The sequence below is a fragment of the Paraburkholderia caledonica NBRC 102488 genome (assembly GCF_000685095.1).
In the GTDB taxonomy this organism is placed as follows: domain Bacteria; phylum Pseudomonadota; class Gammaproteobacteria; order Burkholderiales; family Burkholderiaceae; genus Paraburkholderia; species Paraburkholderia caledonica.
In genome coordinates this window covers 67607-91090 of record NZ_BAYE01000012.1, presented here as the reverse complement: position 1 = coordinate 91090, position 23484 = coordinate 67607, and the positions used below count along the sequence as shown (strand labels likewise).

Annotated in this window: 22 protein-coding genes; 10 read left to right on the top strand and 12 right to left on the bottom strand. The window is 64.6% G+C overall.

Annotated features, from left to right (window positions below; all coding sequences use genetic code 11):
* Position 1: 1 nt before the first annotated feature.
* Positions 2-1303: an ATP-binding protein gene (locus BCA01S_RS22690; RefSeq protein ID WP_027778888.1), complete on the bottom strand. Its 1302-nt coding sequence runs from the start codon at positions 1301-1303 to the stop codon at positions 2-4.
* Positions 1304-1307: 4 nt separating this feature from the next.
* Positions 1308-1970 (bottom strand): response regulator, encoded by a 663-nt coding sequence (locus BCA01S_RS22685; RefSeq protein ID WP_020069223.1) that lies wholly within the window; start codon positions 1968-1970, stop codon positions 1308-1310.
* Between BCA01S_RS22685 and BCA01S_RS38065 the strand changes: the two genes are divergently transcribed.
* The 4 genes from BCA01S_RS38065 (at position 1969) to BCA01S_RS22665 (ending at position 6419) form a co-directional block, all read left to right on the top strand.
* The gene (locus tag BCA01S_RS38065; RefSeq protein WP_146221181.1) at positions 1969-2277 is read left to right on the top strand and encodes a hypothetical protein; all 309 of its coding nucleotides are present in this window, start codon (positions 1969-1971) and stop codon (positions 2275-2277) included. The genes BCA01S_RS22685 and BCA01S_RS38065 overlap by 2 nt on opposite strands.
* Positions 2274-3971, top strand: a complete 1698-nt coding sequence (gene dacB / locus BCA01S_RS22675; RefSeq protein ID WP_027778887.1) for a D-alanyl-D-alanine carboxypeptidase/D-alanyl-D-alanine endopeptidase — start codon at positions 2274-2276, stop codon at positions 3969-3971. Before BCA01S_RS38065 ends, dacB begins: the two co-directional genes overlap by 4 nt.
* A gap of 149 nt (positions 3972-4120) precedes the next feature.
* Positions 4121-5074, top strand: a complete 954-nt coding sequence (locus tag BCA01S_RS22670) for a sterol desaturase family protein (RefSeq protein WP_027778886.1) — start codon at positions 4121-4123, stop codon at positions 5072-5074.
* A gap of 94 nt (positions 5075-5168) precedes the next feature.
* Entirely contained in the window at positions 5169-6419 is a 1251-nt protein-coding gene (locus BCA01S_RS22665) for an SGNH/GDSL hydrolase family protein (protein ID WP_027778885.1), read from the top strand.
* Between the two features lie 156 nt (positions 6420-6575).
* Here the strand turns inward: BCA01S_RS22665 and BCA01S_RS22660 are convergent, their stop codons facing one another.
* The 9 genes from BCA01S_RS22660 to BCA01S_RS22620 form a co-directional block, all read right to left on the bottom strand.
* Entirely contained in the window at positions 6576-7640 is a 1065-nt protein-coding gene (locus BCA01S_RS22660; RefSeq protein ID WP_027778884.1) for an L-threonylcarbamoyladenylate synthase, read from the bottom strand.
* 10 nt (positions 7641-7650) lie between these two features.
* Positions 7651-8847: a 5-(carboxyamino)imidazole ribonucleotide synthase gene (locus BCA01S_RS22655; protein WP_027778883.1), complete on the bottom strand. Its 1197-nt coding sequence runs from the start codon at positions 8845-8847 to the stop codon at positions 7651-7653.
* 156 nt (positions 8848-9003) lie between these two features.
* Positions 9004-9519, bottom strand: a complete 516-nt coding sequence (gene purE / locus BCA01S_RS22650) for a 5-(carboxyamino)imidazole ribonucleotide mutase (protein ID WP_027778882.1) — start codon at positions 9517-9519, stop codon at positions 9004-9006.
* Between the two features lie 36 nt (positions 9520-9555).
* Complete coding sequence (locus BCA01S_RS22645; RefSeq protein ID WP_027778881.1) at positions 9556-10446, bottom strand: phosphoribosylaminoimidazolesuccinocarboxamide synthase; 891 nt, start codon at positions 10444-10446, stop codon at positions 9556-9558.
* 142 nt (positions 10447-10588) lie between these two features.
* On the bottom strand, positions 10589-11653 hold the full coding sequence (gene fba, locus BCA01S_RS22640; protein ID WP_020069232.1) for a class II fructose-bisphosphate aldolase: 1065 nt from the start codon (positions 11651-11653) through the stop codon (positions 10589-10591).
* Between the two features lie 290 nt (positions 11654-11943).
* A complete protein-coding gene (gene pyk, locus BCA01S_RS22635) occupies positions 11944-13380 on the bottom strand; it encodes a pyruvate kinase (protein ID WP_020069233.1) in 1437 nt (478 codons plus the stop codon).
* 505 nt (positions 13381-13885) lie between these two features.
* Positions 13886-15079: a phosphoglycerate kinase gene (locus BCA01S_RS22630; RefSeq protein ID WP_027778880.1), complete on the bottom strand. Its 1194-nt coding sequence runs from the start codon at positions 15077-15079 to the stop codon at positions 13886-13888.
* A gap of 266 nt (positions 15080-15345) precedes the next feature.
* Positions 15346-15669 carry an AzlD domain-containing protein gene (locus BCA01S_RS22625; protein WP_027778879.1) on the bottom strand — a complete coding sequence of 108 codons (324 nt, stop codon included), beginning with the start codon at positions 15667-15669 and terminating at the stop codon, positions 15346-15348.
* A complete protein-coding gene (locus BCA01S_RS22620; RefSeq protein ID WP_027778878.1) occupies positions 15666-16412 on the bottom strand; it encodes an AzlC family ABC transporter permease in 747 nt (248 codons plus the stop codon). Before BCA01S_RS22620 ends, BCA01S_RS22625 begins: the two co-directional genes overlap by 4 nt.
* Before the next feature lie 283 nt (positions 16413-16695).
* Here BCA01S_RS22620 and BCA01S_RS22615 point away from each other — a divergent pair, with 283 nt between their 5' ends.
* The 6 genes from BCA01S_RS22615 to BCA01S_RS22585 all read left to right on the top strand — a co-directional run bounded on the left by BCA01S_RS22615 (position 16696) and on the right by BCA01S_RS22585 (position 21621).
* On the top strand, positions 16696-17619 hold the full coding sequence (locus BCA01S_RS22615; protein ID WP_027778877.1) for a branched-chain amino acid transaminase: 924 nt from the start codon (positions 16696-16698) through the stop codon (positions 17617-17619).
* 90 nt (positions 17620-17709) lie between these two features.
* On the top strand, positions 17710-17904 hold the full coding sequence (locus BCA01S_RS22610; protein WP_020069238.1) for a zinc-finger domain-containing protein: 195 nt from the start codon (positions 17710-17712) through the stop codon (positions 17902-17904).
* 346 nt (positions 17905-18250) lie between these two features.
* Entirely contained in the window at positions 18251-19276 is a 1026-nt protein-coding gene (gene waaF, locus BCA01S_RS22600) for a lipopolysaccharide heptosyltransferase II (protein ID WP_027778876.1), read from the top strand.
* Positions 19277-19456: 180 nt separating this feature from the next.
* Complete coding sequence (locus BCA01S_RS22595) at positions 19457-19903, top strand: nuclear transport factor 2 family protein (RefSeq protein ID WP_020069241.1); 447 nt, start codon at positions 19457-19459, stop codon at positions 19901-19903.
* 40 nt (positions 19904-19943) lie between these two features.
* The gene (locus BCA01S_RS22590) at positions 19944-21056 is read left to right on the top strand and encodes a YheT family hydrolase (protein ID WP_027778875.1); all 1113 of its coding nucleotides are present in this window, start codon (positions 19944-19946) and stop codon (positions 21054-21056) included.
* Positions 21049-21621 (top strand): DUF2946 family protein, encoded by a 573-nt coding sequence (locus BCA01S_RS22585; RefSeq protein WP_027778874.1) that lies wholly within the window; start codon positions 21049-21051, stop codon positions 21619-21621. Before BCA01S_RS22590 ends, BCA01S_RS22585 begins: the two co-directional genes overlap by 8 nt.
* Before the next feature lie 111 nt (positions 21622-21732).
* Here BCA01S_RS22585 and BCA01S_RS22580 read toward each other — a convergent pair whose 3' ends face one another.
* The gene (locus BCA01S_RS22580; RefSeq protein ID WP_027778873.1) at positions 21733-23481 is read right to left on the bottom strand and encodes a M48 family metalloprotease; all 1749 of its coding nucleotides are present in this window, start codon (positions 23479-23481) and stop codon (positions 21733-21735) included.
* Positions 23482-23484 lie beyond the last annotated feature (3 nt).

The window sequence follows — 23484 nt, the reverse complement described above, 5'->3', positions numbered from 1 at the left end:
TTCAGAAGCGCACGGTAACCTCTAGGCCGCCGGCCGACGATTGGCCGAGCGACACTGCCGCGTGATGTTGCGTCGCGATTCGCCGGACGATCGCTAGGCCGAGTCCGCTGCCGGCCACATCGGTACGCACGCGATTTTCGCCGGCGCCCGCGCGATAGAAACGGTCGAAGACACGCTCGCGTTCCGCAGGCTCGATGCCGGGCCCGCTGTCGGCGATACGCACGACCGGATGACCCTGTTCGACATGCAGGCTCACGTCGACACGCCCGCCTCGCGGCGTGTACTTGGTCGCGTTATCCACGAGATTGTTGAACATGACGCGCAGCGACTCGGGATCACCGATCACGGTAGCCGCTTCGCTCGCCTCGATGCCGAGGTCCACGCCGCGATTTTCAGCAAGCGGCGCATAGGTCACCACGCAGTCCTGCAGCAACGAGCGCAAGTCGACGGCGTCAGTTGCGCCGAGGCCGTCCGGTTCCGAGCGCGCGAGCGCGAGCAGTTGCTCGGCAAGGCGCGTCGCGCGCGTCACACCCGCTTGCAGGTCGGCGAGCGCTTCGCTGCGCGCCGCGTCGTCTTTTGCGCGCGCCACCAGTTGCGATTGAATCTGCACAGCGGCAAGCGGCGTGCGCAGTTCGTGCGCGGCGTCGGCGACAAACGCCTTCTGGATGTCGAGCGCGGTGGCGAGCCGCTGCAACAGCCCGTTCAACGCGCGCACGAGCGGCTGCACCTCGAGCGGCAGGCGCTGATCGGGCAACGGATCGAGCGCCTCCGGATGACGCGTGTCGAGCGCGCTCGTCACGCGCCGCAGCGGGCGCAACCCGCGTCCGATGATCACCCACACCGCGAGCCCGAGCGCCGGCAGCAGCACGATCAACGGCCACAACGTGCGCAAGGCGACGTCGGCGGCAAGGCGGTTGCGCACCGACAACGGCTGCGCCAACTGCACGACGTTATCGCCGACGATCGCCCCATACACGCGCCAGTCGCCGCGATCGGTATGCTCGGTCGTGAAGCCCAATTCAGCGCGCGGCGCGAGCGGCGCGCGAGGACGCGAATAGTACATCAGCACGCCGTTGCGATTCCAGATCTGCAGCACGATGCCTTCGTCGCCGGTATCGCGCGAGCCGAGCACTTGTGAGAACGGTTCGGACGGCAGCGCCGCGGCTATCTGCTCCAACTGGTAGTCGAACAGTTCATTCGCTTCGGCAAGCGCCTGGCGGTAAATCAGCCAGCCCGCCACGCCGACGCCGAGTAACACGAGCGCGAGCAGCCACACCAGCAATTGACGGCGGATCGAACGCATCGGCTCAGGCTTCCTTGGCAATCATGTAGCCAAGGCCACGCACGTTGCGGATCAGGTCCGCGCCGAGCTTCTTGCGCAGCGCATGAATGTAGACCTCGACGGTATTGCTGCCGATCTCCTCGCCCCAGCCGTACATTTTTTCTTCCAGCTGACTCTTCGAGAGCACGGCGCCGGGCCGGGCGAGCAGCGCTTCGAGCAGCGCAAACTCTCGCGCCGATAAGGCCACCGGCGCGCCGTCGAGCGTGACCTGATGCGACGCGGGATCGAGCGTCAGGTTGGCGTGGCGGATTGTCGAATCGCTGCGGCCCGATTGACGACGGATCAGTGCGCGCATACGCGCGCCGAGTTCGTCGAGATCGAATGGCTTGACGAGGTAATCGTCCGCGCCGGCGTCGAGACCCTTCACGCGGTCGGCCACCGCGTCGCGCGCCGTGACGATCAGCACCGGCAAAGCGTGGCCGCGCGCGCGCAGCGTGCGCAACACATCCAGACCGTCGCGCTTGGGCAGCCCAAGGTCGAGCAATACGAGGTCGTAGGGCTGGCTGCCCGCCGCGCTGAGCGCCGCTTCGCCGTCTTCCACCCAGTCGACCGCGAAGCCTTCGCCGCGCAGCGCCTTGCGTACGCCCTCGGCGATCATCCGGTCGTCTTCGACTAGCAAGATGCGCATGATCCCGTTTCCTCAACATTCGATGATGCCGCATTCTAGCGCCCGCTCTGCGCGTGCGCGCCGTGTGGCGCTTTTTTCACCGCAGGCCGGCGGCATGTCACTACAATGGGCGCTTTGCATCGCGCGGCGGTTTTGGGGCTTGACTCACGTAGTACGCAAGCAATGCGCGCGAGCTCGAATGCCTCAATGCCGCATGCGCAATGACGAACTCGCCGACGCGCTGCGAACCTTCGTGCAGCGCATCTCCATTGCTTTGAATCGCCGCGTGCTGCACGCCCTGACATTTTGCTTTCTCGCCCGTCCATGACGCACGCTTTCCTGTCTTTCGCCGCACGCCATCTTCATAAAGCGGCGCTGCGCTCGCGCTTAACGTCGTCGTTCATCGCATCCTTGTCCGCCTGCTCTGTTTCTGTCGCGCCGCGCCGCGCGGCGTCGCACGCGAGCGCATGGCTGCTCGTTTGTGCCGCGCTCGCCGGTGGCGCGTCGCTGCCGCTTGCTGCGCAGGCGCGCGTCAAGGCGGCACATCCGAGCGTCAACGTCAGCACCGTGTTGCCGCAATCGGTGATGATCGGCTTGCAGCGCGCGCATGTGCCGTTGTCGTCGATCAGCGTGGTCATCGAAAAAGTCGGCGATCGCACGCCGATCGTCGCGCTGAATGCGGGCAAGCCGATGATGCCCGCCTCGACGATGAAGCTCGTCACCACCTACTCCGGTCTGTCGATTCTGGGCCCCGACTACCGCTGGCGCACCAACGCGTACGCCGACGGCACAGTCGACGCCAACGGCGTGCTGCACGGCAATCTGTACATTCAAGGTACGGGCGACCCGAAGCTCGTGCCCGAAGAACTCATCGACCTCGTGCAGAAGATCCACAAGGCGGGGATTCGCGGTATAGACGGCGCGCTCGTGCTAGACAAGCGCTACTTCGATCCGTCGACGCGCGATCTGCCGCCGTTCGACGACGACGCGAGCGCGCCGTATAACGTCGGGCCCGACCCGCTGCTGTACGCATTCAAGTCGCTATCGTTCACCTTGACGCCTTCATCGGACGGCACCGTCACGATCGACGTGCTACCCGCGCTTGCACAGTTGCAGATCGACAATCAGATGCGCGCGGTCAACGGCCCATGCCGCGGCGAAGCGGCATCCGTGTCGCCCACCGTCACGCCGACGCCGAACGGCACGCTCGTCGCATCGTTCGCCGGCGACTATTCGGTGCGCTGCGGCCCGCGCACCGTCAACGTCGCGGTGCTCGATCACTCGGCGTTCTTCGCGGGCGGCTTCCTCGCTTTGTGGCAGCAGACGGGCGGCACCTTCAGCGGCGCGACGCGTGAAGGCGCCGTGCCCGTCGGCGCAAAACCGGTGGCCACGCATCAGGGGCCGGTGCTGTCAGATATCGTTCGCGACATCAACAAGTTCAGCAACAACACAATGGCGCGCAACCTGTTCCTGTCGATCGGAGCGGCTGAAGAAAAAGGGCCTGCGACGCCCGCCAAGTCAGCCCGCGCGATCGAGGCGTTCCTGCGGCGTGACAGCATCGACATGGAATATCTGACGCTCGACAACGGCTCGGGCCTCTCGCGCGAGGAGCACATCACCGCGCTGTCGCTCGCCGACCTGCTGCAACGCGCCAACGCGAGCCCTGTCGCCCAGGTGTTCGTGCAGTCGCTGCCGATCGCCGGTGTCGACGGCACCATGCGCAACCGGCTGACCAACCAGGGCGCGGGCGGCAACGCGCAAATCAAGACCGGCACCTTGCGCGACGTGCGGGCGATTGCGGGCTACGTGGCATCGGCGGACGGCAACAGCTACGTGGTGGTGAGCTTCATCAACGATCCGCACTCTGAGGCCGCGCGCGCCGCGCACGACGCGCTGCTCGAATGGGTGTATCAAGGACCAAACCAAGGCTTCAGCAGAATCTCGGCGCCTGTCGCGGAATCGGCCAGCGTGGCACCACATGGCAAGCCCAGGAAAAACCCGCGCAAACACGACGCGCATTGAGGATTCCTTCTAGCGAAGGCGGCGCGCGGTGAGACCTTAAGCGTGTACGCTGTCGAGCAGTGTCCGAGACGCGCTGCGCGCTCGCACAGCAACACGACAAAACACCGCGGCATATCACGCGGCGACAAGGGACCACGGAGGAAGACACCATGCAATTCGACGCCGAATTGCTGCTGCTCGCCATGGCGCCAGTCTTTCTCGCATGTATCGGCTGGGAGGCGTGGCACCTGCGGCGAACGCGCCCCGGCGCGCGGCTCTATAGCTGGCGCGACACGCTGTGCAACGTAGCGCTCGCGCTCATGCAGCAAGCCGCCGACAAGCTCGCCTGGCTCGCGATCATCCCTGTTTATGCATTCTTCTACGATCACTACCGCGTCTACACGTGGCACGCAGGCTGGCTTTCGTTTGCCGTGCTGTTCGTCGCGCAGGATCTGCTCTACTACGTGTTTCACCGTTGCAGCCACCGCGTGCGATGGCTATGGGCCGCGCATGTCGTGCACCACTCGTCGGTGCGGATGAATTTTTCGACCGCGTTCCGCCAGAGCCTGATGTATCCGGTGGCTGGCATGTGGATCTTCTGGATTCCGCTCGCCGTACTCGGGTTTCCGCCGAAGCAGATCGTCGCTATCGTGCTGATCAACCTGGGCTTCCAGTTTTTCGTGCATACGCAGGCGATCGGTAAATTCGGCAGCAAGCTCGGCTGGCTCGAGTACATATTCAACACGCCGTCGATTCATCGCGTGCATCACGCGCGCAATGACCGCTATATCGATCGCAACTTCGCTGGCGTGCTCGTGGTCTGGGACCGGCTGTTCGGCAGCTACGTCGACGAGGACCCGCGCGAGCCGCCCGTGTACGGCATCGTGGAGCCGCTCGATACGTATAACCCGCTGAAGGTGACGTTCCACGAATGGGCGTCGATGACGCGCGACTTCGCGAGCGTGCACGGCGCGCGCAACAAGCTGCGAGCGCTTTTCGCACCGCCCGCGTGGGCGGCCGATTATCACGCGCGTAGCAGCGGCGGCTCAACGGCCGCGCTTGCGCACGCAACCATCAACGACACCAACGATAGGGCCGCGTTTTCCGCACGACGCAGACCGTAGAAGATTCTGTAAGCTGTCGTCACGCCGCCGACGCGGTGGACGCGGCCTGCAATACATGGCGCAAGGGCCAAACATACGAGGAGATGTAGTCAACATGAAGCACACAGCATCGAGGAAACAGCATTGGTTGCGCCTCTCGCAAACCGCCATCGCGAGCGCGGCGTTTGCGCTGCTCGCCGCGTGCGGCGGTGGCAGCGACAATAACAACAACGCCAGCAGCACGCCTGCGGGCGGCGTCAAGTTGCAAGTCGTTTCGTTCGGCGACAGCCTGTCGGACGCCGGCACCTATTCGCCGGTGATTCAGGGCAGCTTCGGCGGCGGTCGCTTCACGACCAATCCGGGCGAAGTGTGGACGCAGAAAGTGGCAGAGTATTACGGCGACACCTTGAAGCCGGCATACCTCGGCGGCTTCGGCCAGCCGCTGGTCGCAACGGGCGGCTACGGTTATGCCCAGGGCGGCTCGGACGTCGTTAATGCTCAGGGCAAAGGCTGGGCGCCTAACAACATGGCAGCCACGACGGTGCCCATCGTGACTCAGGTCGCGAACTACCTCGGTGCCCATTCGAGCTTCAACCCGAATCAGCTGGTGCTCGTGAACGGCGGAGCGAACGACATCTTCCAGTTCGCGGAAAACACCGCTAACCTGACCGCGCTCGGCACCGCGCTACAGACGCAATACCCTCTGCTCGTGCAGGCGGGCAAGCTGCCGAACACACAGGCAGGCCAGGTCGCGTTTATCGTCGGCTATCTGCAGCAGCTGGCTAACCCGCAAGTCGCTCAGGCCGCCGCCCAACTGGCCGCGCAAGTCAAAACCATTGTTGGCGCGGGTGCGACCCACGTGGTGGTCTCGACTGTGCCCGACATTGGCAATACGCCGCTTGGCGTCGCATCCAACGCGAAGACACCGGGTTCCGCCGCGCTGCTGTCGGGAATCGCCGCCGCGTATAACTATCTCTTCGTTCAAAACCTCACGGCGCTCGGCCTCGTGGGCACGGGCAAAGTGATCGTGGTCGATGCGTTCGCATGGCAGGATCAGCAGTTGCCGAACTACAAGGCGCTCGGCTTCACGGTGTCCAACACCGACACCGCGTGCAACCTGAGCGCGATGCAGGCCAACGCAACGGCTTACGCCCGGACCAATCCCGCCGCCACGAACGGACTGACTCCGGAGCAGTACGGCAGCCAGTTCGCCTCTTCGCTGTTCTGCTCGCCGCAAACCTACACGGCGGCCGGTGCCGACCAGACCTACATGTTCGCGGACACGGTCCACCCGAGCACGCACATGCACGCGTTGTTCGCGCAGTATGTCCAGCAGCAGATCGCGGCGACCGGGCTGGGTAAATAAGTGGAGTTCGGGAGACCGCGCGTGACGCGGTCTTGAGCTGTGAAGGTTGGAATGCGAAACGCCTGGCTGATCGACTGTGTGAGTGTGTCGATTGCAGCCAGGCGTTTTTTATTGCGCGCTTGCGCTGCTCTGGAGCGCTTTGGGAGACGCGAGAGCTCAGGCGTGGCTTTGCGCTTCGAACGCCGCCGCCGCGCGGCCCAGGCGGTCATTCACGGCGATCCATTCGATCGTATCCGGCAACTTCTCGATCAAAATGCGCGTGACGTCGGCACGATCGAGCGCCCGCAGCAAGCCGTACAACTCGCGTGCATACACATGCGGATCTTCCGGGGCCGCAATGAAATGCACGCCTTCGGCGTCGGCCCAATGCCCCGCGCGCGAAGCGCGGGCAACCAGCGCAACGCGCTCGCCCGGCTCGCGGGCGGCCAGCACCGGTTCCAGCGCAGAGAACGACAACAGCGCCAACGGCGTGCGAGGCGCGTAGTGCGCCTTCAGCGTTCCGGACGCACGGGGCGCCGTTGCGTCGGAGCCGTCGGGAAGGCGCGGGGCTTCACCGAGCACGTCGGCGATGTCTTGCGGCGTGACGCGGCCCGGTCGCAGCAAAGCTGGAAAACCACGCGACAAATCGACGATTGTCGATTCGATACCGACGTCGGACGCGCCGCCGTCGAGCACATGAATCGCGCTGCCGAACTCCTCGCGAACATGTTGTGCGGTGGTCGGACTCACGTGCCCAAAGCAATTCGCCGAGGGCGCCGCGACGCCGCCATGTCCATCGCGCAACGCGCTGAACGCCTGCAGCAACGCTTGCGCTACAGGATGCGAAGGACAGCGCAGTCCAACCGAATCCTGCCCGCCGCTGACCGCCGAGGGTATGCGCGCGGCGCGCTTCAGGATGAGCGTGAGCGGCCCAGGCCAGAACGCGTCGATCAAACGCTGCGCTTCCTGAGGCAAATACTCGACCCAGTAGTGCGGATCGCCCTGCGGAGCCAGATGCACGATCACCGGATGATTCGCCGGCCGGCCCTTCGCCGCATAAATGCGAGCCACCGCGTCTGGGTTCTCGGCGTCGCCGCCGAGCCCATAGACCGTCTCCGTGGGAAACGCGACGAGGCCGCCTGCGTCGAGCAGCGCCGCTGCGTGCTCGATTTGCTCGGCGCTCACGGGCAGAGCATTTGCGGCGTCTGCACCGGCTTGGGCGGGTTGCTGGTGATTGGGCATGGCTCGCGCGTCAGCTCGTGGCGATGTGTAGCAGCCGCGCGCAGTCGCGCCCCGCCGTGCGCGCTTCTTCGAGCGTCGCAGCCGTGAAATTCACATGGCCCATCTTGCGGCCGCAACGGGCTTCTTCCTTGCCGTACAGATGCAGACGCGCCGCCGGCATCGCCGCGACCTCGTGCCATGGCGGCGTGACCGACGCGCCCTTCGGGCCACCTGGGAACCAGACGTCGCCGAGAATGTTCAGCATGACTGCCGGCGAATGCTGGCGGGTGTCGCCAAGCGGCATGCCGGTCATTGCACGCACCTGCTGTTCGAACTGGCTGGTCGCGCAGGCGTCGACGGTGTAATGCCCGGAGTTGTGCGGACGCGGCGCCATTTCATTGGCCACGAGCGAGCCGTCTTCGAGAATGAAGAATTCGACACACAGCACGCCGACATAGCCGAGCTTGTCGGCGATCTGCAGCGCGGCTTGTTGCGCCTGCTCGACGAGTGTGGCGCTTGCGTCCGGCGCCGGAACGATGGTGTGCGACAGCACGCCGTCGCGATGCGTGTTTTGCGCGAGCGGGTACACGACCGAAGCGCCGCTCGCCGCGCGCGCGATCAGCGCGGAAACTTCGAACTTCAGCGGCAAGCGCTTTTCCAGCACGCACGGCACGCCGGCGAGCGACGCATACGCCTCGCGCACTTCGGCGGCGTTGCGCACACGAACCTGGCCCTTGCCGTCGTAACCCATGCGAGCCGTTTTGAGGATGCCGGGCAACACGGCTTCGAGCTTCGCATCGTCAAGCGCGGCGAGCGCGTCCGACGATTCGATCACCACGTGCGGCGCGACCGTCACGCCCGACGACGCGATAAAGCGCTTCTCGGCGATGCGATCCTGGGCCACGGCGACGCACCTGCCGGCCGGGCTCACGAACGTGGTCTTCGCGAGGAAGTCGAGGCTCGCGGCCGGCACGTTCTCAAATTCGGTCGATACCGCCGCGCACAGCCGGGCGAGTTCGGTCAGCGACGCTTCATCGTCGTAGGCCGCGCGCAGATGGCGGTCGGCGACCGAGCCCGCGGGACTGCTTTCATCCGGATCGAGCACGGCGACGCGATAGCCCATTGCCTGAGCGGCAAAGCAGAACATGCGGCCGAGCTGGCCGCCACCAACCATGCCGAGCCATGCGCCGGGCAAAATCGGTGAAACCGGTGTGTTGTCTGGGTTCATCTTAGTGGTCGGTCGCGACCGGGTGTGCCTGCAGTTCTGCAACTCCTGCAATGGCAACCGTCCGGCCGGTGGGTCTGACAGAGGACTGTGTGTATCAATCGAGCCGTTACTGAGTCCGTTTTCAGCAGATGCATCGGCCCATTTTTCGGCGCGCGCTTACAGCGCCGGCAATACCATTGCGTGGGCCGCTTCGTTCTGGCGCACGCGGAACGCCGCGAGCTTGGCTGCATATTCGCCGCTCGTGCCGCTCAGAATCGAGACCGCGAACAGCGCCGCATTCGCCGCGCCCGCTTCGCCGATTGCAAATGTGGCGACGGGCACGCCTTTCGGCATCTGCACGATCGAGTGCAACGAGTCGACACCCTTCAGATACTTGCTCGCCACCGGCACGCCGAGCACCGGCACCGTGGTCTTGGCTGCCAGCATGCCCGGCAGATGCGCCGCGCCGCCCGCGCCCGCGATGATCGCGCGGATACCGCGCTCGCGCGCGCTTTCAGCATAGGCGAACATTTCGTCCGGCATGCGGTGCGCGGAGACGACCTTTGCCTCGTAGGGCACGCCGAATTCCTGCAGGATCGCGACGGCGTTCTTCATTACTTCCCAGTCGGAACTGGAGCCCATCAACACGCCGATAACCGGCGCGCCATGTGTGTGGGTCTGTGCTTCACTCATCTTGCGGCTTCCTTTTCTCGAACGTCGCGGATCTGGTCAGGCGAGCTTCTGCCCGGTCAGGCGTTCGAGCGCTTCCTGGTACTTCTCGCCCGTCTTCTGGATAACGTCGTCCGGCAGCTTCGGCGCGGGCGGCTCTTTCGCCCAGTCCTGCGTTTCCAGCCAGTCGCGCACGAACTGCTTGTCGAACGACGGCGGATTGGTGCCGACCTGATACTGGTCGGCCGGCCAGAAGCGCGACGAGTCGGCGGTGAGCGCCTCGTCCATCAGGTACAGCTTGCCGTGGTTGTCCAGACCGAACTCGAACTTCGTGTCGGCGATGATGATGCCGCGCGTGGCGGCGTAATCCGCAGCTTCCTTGTACAGCCTGATCGAAATGTCGCGGATCGTGGCCGACAGTTCGGTGCCGATGCGACGCTCCATGTCGTCGTACGTGATGTTTTCATCGTGATGGCCCATCTCAGCCTTGGCTGCCGGCGTGAAGATCGGCTCAGGCAGCTTTTGCGCGTTTTGCAGACCAGCCGGCAATTCGACGCCGCACACAGAACCCGTGGCCTGGTAGTCTTTCCAGCCGCTGCCGGCCAGATAGCCGCGCACCACGGCTTCAACGAGGATCGGCTCGAGGCGCTTCACGACGACCGCGCGGCCCTTGACCTGCTCGACTTCGTCCGCCGCCACCACCGATTCCGGCGCCACGCCGGTCAGGTGATTCGGCACCACGTGCTTGAGCTTTTCGAACCAGAAGTTCGCCATTTCGTTGAGCACGCACCCCTTATTCGGAATCGGCTCGCCCATGATGACGTCGAACGCCGACAGACGGTCGGTCGTGACGATCAGCAACTGGTCGTTGCCCACTGCATAGTTGTCGCGGACTTTTCCGCGGCCGAGCAACGGCAGCGAGCGGAGCGTGGATTCGTAGAGGGTAGACATCGTCGTGGTTCGCTAAAAGTAAGGCAAAAAGTGTGACCGGAACAAAAGGGAAACGCCGTTCCCCGGATGATGCGGGAACGGCGATCTAACGACAACCTGGCCAGACGGTCAGGTGTAGAGCCTGCGCTGAAGCAAATACCGCTTAGCGGACGACCTGCGCAAGCTCGCCCGACTTGTACTTCTCCGCAATTTTATCAAGCGAAACGGGCTTGATCTTGCCAGCCTGGCCTTCGCAGCCGAATTGCGTGTAGCGCTCGATACAGATCTTCATCGCAGCTTCACGCGCCGGCTTCAGGTAATCGCGCGGATCGAACTTGCCCGGATTGGTCGCCATGTAGCGCCGAATTGCGCCGGTGATCGCGAGACGCAAGTCGGTGTCGATGTTGACCTTCCGCACGCCGTGCTTGATGCCTTCCTGAATTTCCTCGACCGGCACACCGTAGGTTTCCTTCATGTCGCCGCCGAATTCGCGGATTTCCGCGAGCAGTTCCTGCGGAACCGACGACGAACCGTGCATCACGAGGTGCGTGTTCGGAATGCGCTGGTGAATTTCCTTGATGCGCTGGATTGACAGAATGTCGCCCGTCGGCTTCTTGCTGAATTTGTATGCGCCGTGCGACGTGCCGATTGCGATTGCGAGCGCGTCGCATTGCGTCAGCTTGACGAAGTCGGCGGCCTGTTCCGGATCGGTCAGCAATTGCTCGCGGGTCATGGTGCCTTCCGCGCCGTGGCCGTCTTCCTTGTCGCCCTTCATGGTTTCCAGCGAGCCGAGCACGCCGAGTTCCGCTTCGACCGTCACGCCGATCGAATGCGCGGCTTCCACGACCTTGCGGGATACGTCGACGTTGTACTCGTATGAAGCGACCGTTTTGCCGTCGGCTTCGAGCGAGCCGTCCATCATCACGCTCGTGAAGCCGCTGCGGATCGCTGCCATGCAGACCGCCGGCGACTGGCCGTGGTCCTGGTGCATTACGACGGGAATGTGCGGATAGGACTCGACCGCTGCTTCGATCAGATGGCGCAGGAACGCTTCGCCCGCGTACTTACGCGCGCCGGCGGAAGCCTGCATGATGACCGGCGCATTGACCTTGTCGGCCGCCGCCATGATCGCCTGCACCTGCTCCAGGTTGTTCACGTTGAATGCCGGAAGGCCGTAGCCGTTTTCAGCGGCATGGTCCAGCAGTTGACGCATTGATACGAGAGGCATGCTGTAACTCCTTAGATTGAAACGAATTCTTGTGCTGCCGGCATCTTGTAGGCGATGTGGCGAAGCAAGCTGCATACCCGTGCGCACCCGTTCCTTCACGCCGCGCACGCAATCGCGGCCGGTGCACCGCCTCTCGCGGGGCCTGACAACCTGCTTCGTTCGATCCAGCCAGTACCGGTCATGCACAGCTGTCGACCGGAGTTCGCGCTTCAGCGCGTTACTCAGGTCCCATGAAAAGCAGCCGATCGGAGCGGGTGCAACTCACTCACCCCGATCTGCCGGGCATGCGATCAATACGGCTCGCCGACCCGCACGATCTTCAGCGTGTTCGTGCCGCCGGCCTGCCCCATCGGCTCGCCGACAGTCAGCACGACCATGTCGCCACGCGATGCGTACCCCTTGCTGACCACCGTCTCCAACGCCTGTTGCAACGCGGTGTCGCGGTCAGTGTTGGTGTCCAGATGCAGCGACGTCACGTTGCGGTACAGCGCCATTGCCCGCTCGCTGCCGACCCGCGGCGTGAGCGCGAAGATCGGAACATGCGTCCAGTGACGCGACATCCACAGCGCGGTCGAACCCGATTCGGTCAACGCGACGATCGCCTTCGCGCCAAGGTGAAACGCCGTGAAGAGCGCGCCCATGGCGATCGACTGGTCGATGCGCGTAAACGTGCGATCGAGGAAATCCCGGTCCAGCTCCGACTGCTCCGACTTCTCGGCTTCGACGCAGATCGCGGCCATTGTCTCGATGGTCTGCACCGGATACTTGCCCGCCGCCGATTCCGCCGACAGCATAACCGCGTCCGTACCGTCCAGGACCGCATTCGCGACGTCCGACACTTCGGCGCGGGTCGGCACCGGCGCGTAGATCATCGACTCCATCATCTGCGTCGCGGTGATCACGAACTTGTTCGACTCGCGCGCCATACGAATCATGCGCTTTTGCAGCGCGGGGACTGCGGCATTCCCCACTTCCACGGCGAGATCGCCGCGCGCGACCATGATGCCGTCGGATGCGTCGAGAATGCCCTGCAGCGCAGGAATGGCTTCCGCGCGCTCGATCTTGGCGATCATCTTCGGCTTGATGCCGTAAGGTGCGCCGGCGATGTTCGCCAGCTGGCGAGCCATTTCCATGTCGGTCGCGTTCTTCGGGAACGACACCGCGACAAAATCGACGCCAAGCGACATGGCCGTGCGGATGTCTTCCATGTCCTTCGCGGTCAACGCGGGCGCCGACAGACCGCCGCCCTGGCGGTTGATGCCCTTGTTGTTGGACAGGTCGCCGCCGATTTTCACGATCGTATGAATCTCGTTGCCGATCACGCGCTGAACGTTCAGCACGATCAGGCCGTCGTTGAGCAGCAGCACGTCGCCCGGCTTCAGGTCGCGCGGCAAGTCCTTGTAGTCGAGACCGGCGCGCTCCTGGTTGCCGAGTTCGCAATCGGCGTCGAGGATAAACGGCTCGCCCGCGACGAGCGAAACCTTGCCGTTTTCGAATTTGCCGACCCGGATCTTCGGGCCTTGCAGGTCCGCCATGATGGCGACCTCGCGGCCTGCCTGGCGAGCCGCCTCGCGCACGAATTCGGCGCGCTGGCGGTGGTCGTCGGCCGTGCCGTGCGAGAAATTGAGCCGCACCACGTCGGCACCCGCCTGAATCATTTGCAACAGGATCTCCGGCGTGCTGGAAGCCGGTCCGATGGTAGCGACAATCTTGGTGGCGCGATGCATGAATCTCCTCGTCTGGATGGGATCGCTGGAAAGAGCGCTGCGAGTCGGATGCGGAGGCTGCGCACCGAAAGATGCTGCCGGGGGCTGCGCGCCGGTTGAAACCAGCGTCGCTTTATGGGGTGAAGCAGTGTTCGAAACCAGCACGCGAGGCGCCGGTGAGGGAGCGGGCGCGACTTGCGGATCGGGGAGTTCTGCTGGCAGGCCGGCCGATTCGCTAGCCTGGTCGTTGGCCGATCGAACGGCGTCGCCTGCAGTGGTCGGCTCCGCGAGCACGGGAGAAGTCCCGGATGTTTCTGGATGACTGTCAGCGTGTGCGGCTTCGCCGACGGCCGCAACCGCGGCGGCAACCGTGTCGGCAAGCGCCGACTCCGGGGCCGCCGTTGCCGCCGTTGCCACGTCGGAGCGCGTGGCGCGCTCCCCTGCCGCTGCTGTTGCGGTGTCGCGCGGCTTGCCGCGCTGACCGTCCGCTTTTGCAGATTTCGACGTTGGTGAGCGCGTCGCCACGTTAAGCCCGCGATTCCAGTACTTCAACGGCGGGCAGCTTCTTGCCTTCGAGGAACTCGAGGAAGGCGCCACCGCCCGTCGAGATATAGCTCACCTTGTCGTGGATGCCGTACTTGGCGATCGCGGCAAGCGTATCGCCGCCTCCCGCAATCGAGAACGCGGACGATCTCGCGATGGCGTCGGCCAGTGTCTTCGTGCCATTGCCGAACTGGTCGAATTCGAACACGCCGACCGGGCCGTTCCACACGATGGTGCCGGCTTTTTCGAGTTGCGCGGCAAGCGCCTTCGCAGTTTCCGGCCCGATGTCGAGGATCAGGTCGTCGTCCTCGACATCGGCGACGGCCTTGATTTCCGCTTTGGCGGTCGGCGAGAACTCTTTGGCCGTGACCACGTCGGTAGGGATCGGCACCGATGCGCCGCGTGCTTTCGCCGCGTCGATAATCGCCTTGGCTTCGTTCACCAGATCCGCTTCCGCCAGCGACTTGCCGATCTTCAGACCGGCCGCCAGCATGAACGTGTTGGCGATGCCGCCGCCCACGATCAGCTGATCGACCTTCTCGGCCAGCGACTTCAGAATGGTCAGCTTGGTCGACACCTTCGAGCCCGCGACGATCGCAACCAGCGGACGCTTCGGCGCGCCGAGCGCCTTGCCGAGCGCTTCCAGTTCGGCGGCGAGCAGCGGGCCGGCGCAAGCAACCGGCGCATATTTCGCGATGCCGTGCGTGGTTGCTTCAGCGCGATGCGCGGTGCCGAACGCGTCGTTCACGTAGATGTCGCAGAGCTTCGCCATTTTCTGCGCGAGCTCGTCGGAGTCTTTCTTTTCGCCCTTGTTGACGCGGCAGTTCTCCAACAGCACAACGTCGCCCGGCGCGACGTTCACGCCGTTTTCCACCCAGTTCGCGACGAGTGGCACGTCGCGGCCAAGCAGTTCAGCGAAACGCTTTGCGACCGGCGCGAGAGAATCTTCCGGCTTGAAGTCACCTTCGGTCGGACGTCCCAGGTGCGACGTGACCATTACGGCCGCGCCAGCGTCGAGCGCTGCCTTGACGGCCGGCACAGACGCGCGGATGCGGGTGTCTTCGGTGATGTTGCCTTGATCGTCCTGCGGCACGTTCAGATCGGCGCGGATGAACACCCGTTTGCCGGACAGCTTGCCTTCGGCGATCAGATCGGAGAGACGCAATACCTTGTTCATGGGCGTTTGTGTGCGAGTTGATGAGAAGGCGGTGGCGGACGTCGCTCAGGGCTTTGGGCGCAGTGAACTCCAGCGCGTCGGCACGGCGGCTCCACAAAGTCGGGGGCCGGCGGCAAGGCCGCGGCGCAGGCGCCAGGCATCGGCGCGGTCATCCCGGAAAGGGGCATTTTAACTGATCCGAACTGCCTTCTCACCCGCGAACGGGCGAATGTCCCGTATTTGGACGGCGCGCTGCATGCCGCAGCGCAGCATCGGCCGCACGGGAGTTACATGAAGAGCCGCAACATCGTGAACACCACCATTCCGACGACGATCGTGCCAAGCATGGTGCGGCGCCACAGAAACCATCCGAGGCCGGCCAGCGTCGCATAGAACTCGTGGTTGGACGGCGCAAACGACAGGCCCTCGGGCGTTGCCAGTACGTCGGGCAGCACCACCGCCGCGAGCGCTGCGGCCGGCGCATAGCGCAGCATGCGCTGAACGCGCGCGGGCAAAACCGTGCGCTCGCCGCCGATTAGAAACATCGCGCGTGTCACCGCGGTGACGATGGTCATGCCGATAATTGCCAGCCAGATTTCCGTGGATGTCACCGCGAATCTCCCGCGCCGCCGCGAATGCGCCGTAAGTCGGCGCGCTCGACCATCAGATCCGCAGCGCTGCCCGCGATAATCGCCGCGATCACCGCGAGCGGCAGCGCGAGCCGGTACGGAAGATCGAACGCGAGAAGCGAGACGACGCCCGCGATGCCGACCGCCACCAGCGTGGAGCGGGTCGCGATTGCCGCCACCATGATTGGCAGCAGCGCAAGCGTGCCGGCGAGCGCCAGGCCCCAGTTGTCGGGAATCAGGCTCGCGAGCAGGATGCCCGCGATCGACGCGACCTGCCACGACAGCCAGCTGCTCACCGCCATGCCCCAGAAGTACGCCTCCTTGCCGGGCACGTAGCCGGTCGGGAAGTTCTTCTTTACGAACAGCAGATAGATCACGTCGCCGTTGAAGTAGCCAAGCGAGATGCGCCGCCACATCGACAGATAGGAAAAATGCGGCGCGAGGCCGACGCTGAAGATCACGAAACGCATATTGACCATGGCGGCCGTGAGCAGCACGGTCCAGACCGGCAGCTTGGCGGCGAGGAGCGGCAGCACCGCCAGCTGCGACGAACCGGCGTAGCACAGCAGCGACATGGCGAGCGCCTGGGGCAGCGTGAGCACGGACTTGCTCATTGCGATGCCGGTGACGAGACCCCACGAGCAGATCGCCATGAGCGTTGGCGAATAGTCGCGAGCGCCTTCACGGAAGGCACGGCGATCGGTATCTGACAGACGAGCGAGCATGAGGCGAAAAAGCGCCAGCGCAGGTGGCCGCGATAAGGGAAATGGGCGCCAGGTCGTCAAGCACCCGCTGGCGCGTCCGGATGTGAATTATGCGTGTGCCGAATTATAGCGCCCGAAGTGCGTCCAAATGCCCGTTCCGTGTGCAAAAGACGCTAAAATGACGCTCTTCGCCGCACCCCACCGGAAGCCGCCGGCACGTACCGGCTGTCCCGCCCCTTCGGGGGCCTGACGCGAGGCGACGGGCCTGGGGGCTCAGATAAACACGCACCTGCTGGAGAATCGTATGTCAATGGCCGACCGCGACGGCAAGATCTGGATGGATGGCAAGCTGATCGACTGGCGCGATGCCAAGATCCACGTGCTGACCCACACGCTGCATTACGGCATGGGCGTTTTCGAAGGCGTGCGCGCCTACAAAACAGCAGACGGCGGCACCGCGATTTTCCGTTTGCAGGAACACACCAAGCGTCTGCTGAACTCGGCCAAGATTTTCCAGATGGACGTGCCGTTCGACCACGAAACGCTCGCCGCCGCGCAGCGCGAGGTGGTCCGCGAGAACAAGCTCGAGTCGTGCTACCTGCGCCCCATCATCTGGGTCGGCTCGGAAAAGCTCGGCGTCTCGGCCAAGGGCAACACCATCCACGTGGCGATCGCGGCATGGCCGTGGGGCGCTTACCTCGGTGAAGACGGCATTGCCAAAGGCATCCGCGTAAAGACTTCGTCGTTCACGCGCCATCACGTGAATGTGTCGATGGTCCGCGCGAAGGCGTCGGGCTGGTACGTGAACTCGATTCTCGCCAACCAGGAAGCCATCGCCGACGGGTACGACGAAGCGCTGCTGCTCGACGTCGACGGCTACGTGTCGGAAGGCTCCGGCGAAAACTTTTTCCTCGTGAACAACGGCAAGCTGTACACGCCGGACCTGTCGTCGTGCCTCGACGGCATCACGCGCGACACGGTCATCACGCTCGCCCGCGACATGGGCATTCCGGTCATCGAAAAGCGCATTACCCGCGACGAGGTCTATACCTGCGACGAAGCGTTCTTCACCGGCACCGCCGCGGAAGTCACGCCGATCCGTGAACTGGACAACCGCACGATCGGCGCGGGCGCGCGCGGCCCGATCACGGAGAAGCTGCAGTCTGGCTTCTTCGATATCGTCAACGGCAAGAGCGAGAAGTACACGCACTGGCTGACCAAGATCTAACGCGCGCCGCGTCTGGCTTCGGGCCGCCTTCGTTTGACGACGACCCGACACGGCGCGCCGCACGCACCCTGCATACAACGAGAAAGTCTCATGAGCGATATCAAGGAAATGCCGCTGGTCGAACTGACGGCAAAAGACCTCCCGGCGTACTGCCCGAATCCGGCCATGCCGCGCTGGAGCGCACATCCCCGCGTCTTTATCGACGTCACGCACGGCGAAGCGCGCTGCCCCTATTGCAGCACCCGTTACAAGCTGCGCGACGGCGAAGTCATCAAGGGCCACTAAAGCTCACGCTCTGACTCGCTCGTCTGCGGCCTTATTTATCTGTCGTTATCTGCGAAGTTGCCTGTCATTTCCTGTCCGACTGATCGCGTGAATTTGCAACGCGCGGTGGCGCGAGACTCAGTCTCGCACGCGTTGTCTCGGCGCGTTGCTCTCAGTTGCGCTCCATTGGCAGCGCGTTCGAGGCAGCGCGAGCAGACGGGCACGCAGCAGCAAGGCATCCACGCGGCATGACAGCTATGACGGCATCGCGTCGCCCGGCTGACGGCTTCTCCTTTCATTTTTACCTATCCGAAGCGCCACGCGCATCGCGCGCGGCGCTTCGTTTCGACACCGGACAATCACTCTGATGCGTCGCGCGTTGGTTATCGCACCGAACTGGATCGGTGACGCATTGATGGCGCAGCCGCTGTTTGCGCGCCTCGTGAAACTGCATCCCCGCATCGCCATCGACGCGGTCGCGCCCTCCTGGGTCGCGCCCGTGCTCGAACGCATGCCGGAAATCCATGATGTCTACGCGACCGACCTCGCGCACGGCAAGCTGCAGATGCTGCGCCGCTGGCAACTCGCGAGCGACTTGCGTGACGTCGGCTACGACGCGGCGTACGTGTTGCCGAACTCGTTCAAGTCGGCGCTGATTCCGTGGATGGCGGGCATCCGCTTGCGGATCGGCTATACCGGCGAAAGCCGTTTTGGCCTGCTGAACGTGCGCCACGCGAATCCGCGCAAAGACGAGCGTCCGCCGATGGTCGGCCATTACGCCGCCCTCGCCTACGCTCCTGGCGCCAAAATCCCCGACGACCTGCCAATGCCGCGGCTCGACGCCGATCTGAACGAAGCGTCGCGCGTGTCGGCGCGCTTTAACCTCGACACGCGCGTGCCGCTGCTCGTGTTCTGTCCCGGCGCCGAGTATGGTCCGGCCAAGCGCTGGCCGCCCGAGCACTTCGCGGCGCTGGCGCAAATGGTCGGACAGTCGTTCCCGTACACGCAGATCGTCGCGCTCGGCTCGCCGAAAGACGCGCCGCTTGCGCAGGCGATCGCCGAGAAAGCGCCCAACGTGCGCAATCTGTGCGGACAAACGGCGCTCGGCGAAGCATGCGCGCTCATCGCGCGAGCCAACGCGGTCGTCACGAACGATTCCGGGTTGATGCACGTCGCCGCGGCGCTGCGCCGGCCGCTCGTGGCCGTCTACGGTTCAACGGATCCGCGCCATACGCCGCCCTTGTCGGAGCTTGCGAAGGTACAATGGCTTCATCTCGAATGCAGCCCCTGTTTTCAGCGCGAGTGTCCGCTTGGTCATCTGAACTGTCTGAAGCAGTTGAGCGCCGAGCAGGTTTTCGGGGATCTGCGCGGCATGTTGCTCGCGCATCGCTGAGCCGGCTGGCACTCGTACGCAGCACTCGCACGCAACACCGCACGCCCCTGAGCGCGTCGCGTCATGTTCACGCCTTGCGGCGCGGGCATTCTGGCGCCCGGGGCGATTGTCCGGTGCGCCGGACTGTCCCGCTGACCGCTGCCCCGCAACCGCGCGCCGCGCACAAGAGACTGACGAGCCATGCCACGTTTTGCCCATATCTTCGAAGCTGCCGCCGATACCCTCAACGCCTATTACCAGGCTGTCGCCGAGGTCAATATCGACAGCCTGATGGGCCTGTGGATCGATGAAGAGTTCGTGAGCTGCATCTGTGCCGACGGCTCGCATCTGCATGGCCTCGACAGCATTCGGGCCGGCTTGCAGATCCAGCTCGAAGCCGCGCCGGTCTCGATCGAGCCGCTCGACATCCGCGTGTACGACAGCCTCGGCACCGTCGTCTACGCGATCGCGGAAGCGCATCGCCCGGTCGATCCGAAAGCCTTGCCTGCAATGGTCTTCACCACCTACGTGATGGTTCACGAACGCGGCGAGTGGCGCATCGCGCACATTCACGCGAGCCCTATGCCGAACGAAGCAGCCAGTCAGTTCGCCACCAAGATGCGACATGGCCAAGGGTCGCTTCACTGACGCGCGGTCGGCAGCGCCGCACTCTCGCTCCACGGCCGGCATGAGCACGCCCCGCAGCAAATCCTCGTCGGGAACGATGCAAGACGGATCCACGTCTTCGGGCGCGACGCGCGCCGAAGCTGCCGTCGAGGCTGCCATCGACCTGCTCTACCGCGCACCGCTCTGGCTGCCGAACAAGCATGTGCAGACCATCGTGCCGTCGCTGTTCGCCCGACGTCCGGCGGTGGCGTTTCGCCGCGAGCGCTGGGATACGCCTGACGGCGATTTCATCGACGTCGATTGGGTGGTGCACGGCGGCGAGCCACGCCCGACGCTTGCAACGAATACGGCAGCCGAAACTCCGGCCGCCGACGCGCCGTTGCTCGTTCTGTTCCACGGTCTGGAAGGCAGTTCGGCATCGCACTACGCGTCCACGTTGATGGCGGCAGCACGCGAGTACGGCTGGCATGGCGTAGTGCCGCATTTCCGCAGTTGCAGCGGCCCGCTGAATCGCTTGCCGCGCTTTTATCATCTTGCCGATAGCAATGAAGTCGATTGGGTCCTGCGACGCCTGCGCACTGTGCATCGCGGGCCGATCGCCGCAGCGGGCGTCTCGCTCGGTGGCAATGTGCTGCTGCGCTGGCTTGGCGAGCAGCGCGAGGACGCGGCGGCGATCGTCTCCGCCGCCGCCGCGATTTCCACGCCGATCGACGTGCACGCTGGCGGCCGAGCGTTGTCGCAGGGCTTCGGCCTCGTCTATACGCGCAACTTCCTGAAGACGCTCAAGCTGAAAGCTTCGCAGAAGCTCGTGCAGTTTCCGGGTCTTTTCGACCGCGACGCGATGCTTGCAAGCCGCACGATGTACGAGTTCGACAACGTCGTCACCGCGCCGCTGCACGGCTTTCGCAATACTGACCATTATTGGAGCGCGGCAACCACGCGACCGTTGCTGCCGCACATACAGGTGCCTACGCTCGTGCTGAACGCGCGCAACGATCCGTTCCTGCCGGCCGAGGCGTTGCCGTCACGGCATGAGGTGTCGGCGGCGGTGGAACTGGATCAGCCGCGGCACGGTGGCCACGCCGGCTTCATGACCGGACCGTTTCCGGGCCGCATCGACTGGTTGTCGCGGCGCGTGCTCGGCTATCTGGAGCAGCACGTCGATCATGGATGACATCGTCAAACAGGCGTTGGCCAAGTGGCCGAACGTACCGAGTTGCACCGGCTGGCTGATGCTCGACCGGCGCGGCAACTGGCGTATGCGCGACGAGACCGCGCAGGCGAGCGGTTCGTCGGGCGTGCCGATCCGTCACGAGGCGTTGCTGGGCTTCATCAACCGCAATTACGAGCGCGACGAACGCGGGCAATGGTTCTTTCAGAACGGTCCGCAGCGCGTATATGTGGAGCTCGGTTACACGCCCTGGGTCGTGCGCCTGGTGGTCGAACCCGACGGCACGCTGGCGCTGAAAGACCACGCAGGCAACGATTTCGAGCCGTCGGCGGTATTGGCCGATGACGAGGGCGGCATTCTGTTCGCCGACACCTCCGCGCAGCCGCGAGTGGCCGTGTTGCACGATCACGATCTCGAAGTTTTCGCGGATCACGCAGCGCTCGCCGAAGATTCGCTGAGCGGCGAATTTCACTGGAACGACGGCGTGAAGCTGTCGCTGGAGCCCGTGCGTCGGACGGATATTGCGTCGCGCTTCGGCTTTGTGCAAAGTCCGGCGGCCAACACCTGAGGCAGAAGCTTTCGGCAATCTGCCGCGAAACTCGTGCGGCTCACGCTTGCGCATTCAATTGACAGCCGCGCCTCTCACCATGCTCGCGTAGCGCGGCCTCGCTCAACTCGCCTAGCCCTTCTCGTCGAGCCGCTCTTCCATGTAGCGCTTCTCCATCTCATGGAGTCTGGCGTCGACGGTGGCGAGGTCGTAATAGCCAATCGTCTTCATATCGCGCGCGTCCTTCAGTTGCCGGATCGCCGACGGCCACGCGCCTTCGAGTGCAAACTTTTCGGCGAGCGCCCGGCGCCGCGTGAGCGCGTCGCCAGTCCCCGCGCTTGCCTGCGCGAGATACAACCACCATGCGGGCTGATCGGGCTGCGCCTGAGTCTCTTTCTGCGCTAGCGCCTGGGCTTCGGTGAATCGCCGCAACGTCAGCAGAGTGCGTATGTGCATGTCGATAGCGGCGTGGGACTGTGGCCAGCGCTTTTGCGCGAGGTCGGCGAGACGGACGGCTTCGTCATCATGGCCCGCGCGCCGCGCGATGTCGGCGGCCAACACGTCGAGGCTCGGCGAACTGCGGGCGGCATCGCTGGCCGCCTGTGTGACTGCGGCAAACGCCGCGCGCGACGACGCGAGCGAAGCCGCCGCGTCGTCATAACGTTCCAGCAGCATCTGGCCGAACGCAATGCCGTACCAGTTCGCCGCGATGTTCAGCGCGGTGCGGTCCTCGATCTCCGAGCGCATCCGCGAGATCTCGTCCGCGTACTCGCTGCGAGAACGGTCCTGCAGCAGACGCGCTCGCGCACGCACGAACCCGTATTCGGCAGCCTGATGCGGCTGACGGTACGGCGCGCGACGAGCGCGGTCCTCCATGTCGGCGATCCGCTCGCCGGTCAGCGGATGGGTGCGCGCATACGCCGGTATCCCGGTGTCGCTCATTGCCGCGCGGTCGAGCCGGCCGAAAAACGTAATCATCGAATAGGGATCGTAGCCTGCGCCGGCGAGCAGGAGAAAACCGACGCGGTCGGCCTCGTGCTCGGCGGATCGCGAGAAACGCAACTGGTTGTCGACGGCATAAGCCTGGCCGCCGAACGCGATCGCGCTGCCCAGGTCGCCGCTGTGCGCGAGCACGCCCGCGAGAACGCCGAATAGCATGCTGGCGAGCGCGGCGTAGGTGCTGCGCTCACCGGCGGTGATCATCCGCGAGATATGGCGCTGCAGGACGTGCCCCATCTCGTGACCGAGCACGGACGCGAGTTCGGATTCGGTTTGCGTGGCGACGATCAGCCCCGTGTTCACGCCGATGAAACCGCCTGGCAGCGAGAAGGCGTTGATCTGCGTGTCGCGCACCGCGAACAGATCGAAGTCCGGGCGATAGCCGCCGATATAAAGCGCGTTGGCCGCTGCGGCGAGCTTCGCGGCGACTGAGTTGAGATAGTCGCGTACCAGCCAGTCGTCGAGATAGTCCGGGTCCCGGCGCAAGTCGCGCATGACGCGTTCGCCGAGCTTGCGCTCCGCCTGCGGCGTGAGCGAGCCCGAGCCGCCGCTGCCGAGGTCGGGTAGTTGCTGCGCGGCAATCGGCGCGCGCCAGCCGTCGTTGCTTCCGCTACCGGTCGAATTGCCGGCGCCGCGGTTCAAGCCAAAATTGCCGGAAAAGCGGCTTTCCGCGCCGCCGTACACGCCGAACACACCTTGGGCGATCTCAGGCGGCACCATCGGATCGGAATACGACTCCACCGGCCCGCTGACGAGCGGCGGCTCAGCGGACTGCGTAGCGACGGGCGCGACGCCGGACGCGGCCCGCGCTTGCGCGAACGCCTCGGGCGGCGCCGCAAGCGCGACACACAGCAACGCAGCAAGGAACCGGTTCGGACGCATTAC

Bases quoted from the DNA above. Each gene is read 5' to 3' on its own strand.
- BCA01S_RS22690 (WP_027778888.1), bottom strand. From the start codon at position 1,303: ATGCGTTCGATCCGCCGTCAATTGCTGGTGTGGCTGCTCGCGCTCGTG.
- BCA01S_RS38065 (WP_146221181.1), top strand. From the start codon at position 1,969: ATGATCCCGTTTCCTCAACATTCGATGATGCCGCATTCTAGCGCCCGC.
- BCA01S_RS22685 (WP_020069223.1), bottom strand. From the start codon at position 1,970: ATGCGCATCTTGCTAGTCGAAGACGACCGGATGATCGCCGAGGGCGTA.
- dacB (WP_027778887.1), top strand. From the start codon at position 2,274: ATGACGCACGCTTTCCTGTCTTTCGCCGCACGCCATCTTCATAAAGCG.
- BCA01S_RS22670 (WP_027778886.1), top strand. From the start codon at position 4,121: ATGCAATTCGACGCCGAATTGCTGCTGCTCGCCATGGCGCCAGTCTTT.
- BCA01S_RS22665 (WP_027778885.1), top strand. From the start codon at position 5,169: ATGAAGCACACAGCATCGAGGAAACAGCATTGGTTGCGCCTCTCGCAA.
- BCA01S_RS22660 (WP_027778884.1), bottom strand. From the start codon at position 7,640: ATGCCCAATCACCAGCAACCCGCCCAAGCCGGTGCAGACGCCGCAAAT.
- BCA01S_RS22655 (WP_027778883.1), bottom strand. From the start codon at position 8,847: ATGAACCCAGACAACACACCGGTTTCACCGATTTTGCCCGGCGCATGG.
- purE (WP_027778882.1), bottom strand. From the start codon at position 9,519: ATGAGTGAAGCACAGACCCACACACATGGCGCGCCGGTTATCGGCGTG.
- BCA01S_RS22645 (WP_027778881.1), bottom strand. From the start codon at position 10,446: ATGTCTACCCTCTACGAATCCACGCTCCGCTCGCTGCCGTTGCTCGGC.
- fba (WP_020069232.1), bottom strand. From the start codon at position 11,653: ATGCCTCTCGTATCAATGCGTCAACTGCTGGACCATGCCGCTGAAAAC.
- pyk (WP_020069233.1), bottom strand. From the start codon at position 13,380: ATGCATCGCGCCACCAAGATTGTCGCTACCATCGGACCGGCTTCCAGC.
- BCA01S_RS22630 (WP_027778880.1), bottom strand. From the start codon at position 15,079: ATGAACAAGGTATTGCGTCTCTCCGATCTGATCGCCGAAGGCAAGCTG.
- BCA01S_RS22620 (WP_027778878.1), bottom strand. From the start codon at position 16,412: ATGCTCGCTCGTCTGTCAGATACCGATCGCCGTGCCTTCCGTGAAGGC.
- BCA01S_RS22615 (WP_027778877.1), top strand. From the start codon at position 16,696: ATGTCAATGGCCGACCGCGACGGCAAGATCTGGATGGATGGCAAGCTG.
- BCA01S_RS22610 (WP_020069238.1), top strand. From the start codon at position 17,710: ATGAGCGATATCAAGGAAATGCCGCTGGTCGAACTGACGGCAAAAGAC.
- waaF (WP_027778876.1), top strand. From the start codon at position 18,251: ATGCGTCGCGCGTTGGTTATCGCACCGAACTGGATCGGTGACGCATTG.
- BCA01S_RS22595 (WP_020069241.1), top strand. From the start codon at position 19,457: ATGCCACGTTTTGCCCATATCTTCGAAGCTGCCGCCGATACCCTCAAC.
- BCA01S_RS22590 (WP_027778875.1), top strand. From the start codon at position 19,944: ATGAGCACGCCCCGCAGCAAATCCTCGTCGGGAACGATGCAAGACGGA.
- BCA01S_RS22585 (WP_027778874.1), top strand. From the start codon at position 21,049: ATGGATGACATCGTCAAACAGGCGTTGGCCAAGTGGCCGAACGTACCG.
- BCA01S_RS22580 (WP_027778873.1), bottom strand. From the start codon at position 23,481: ATGCGTCCGAACCGGTTCCTTGCTGCGTTGCTGTGTGTCGCGCTTGCG.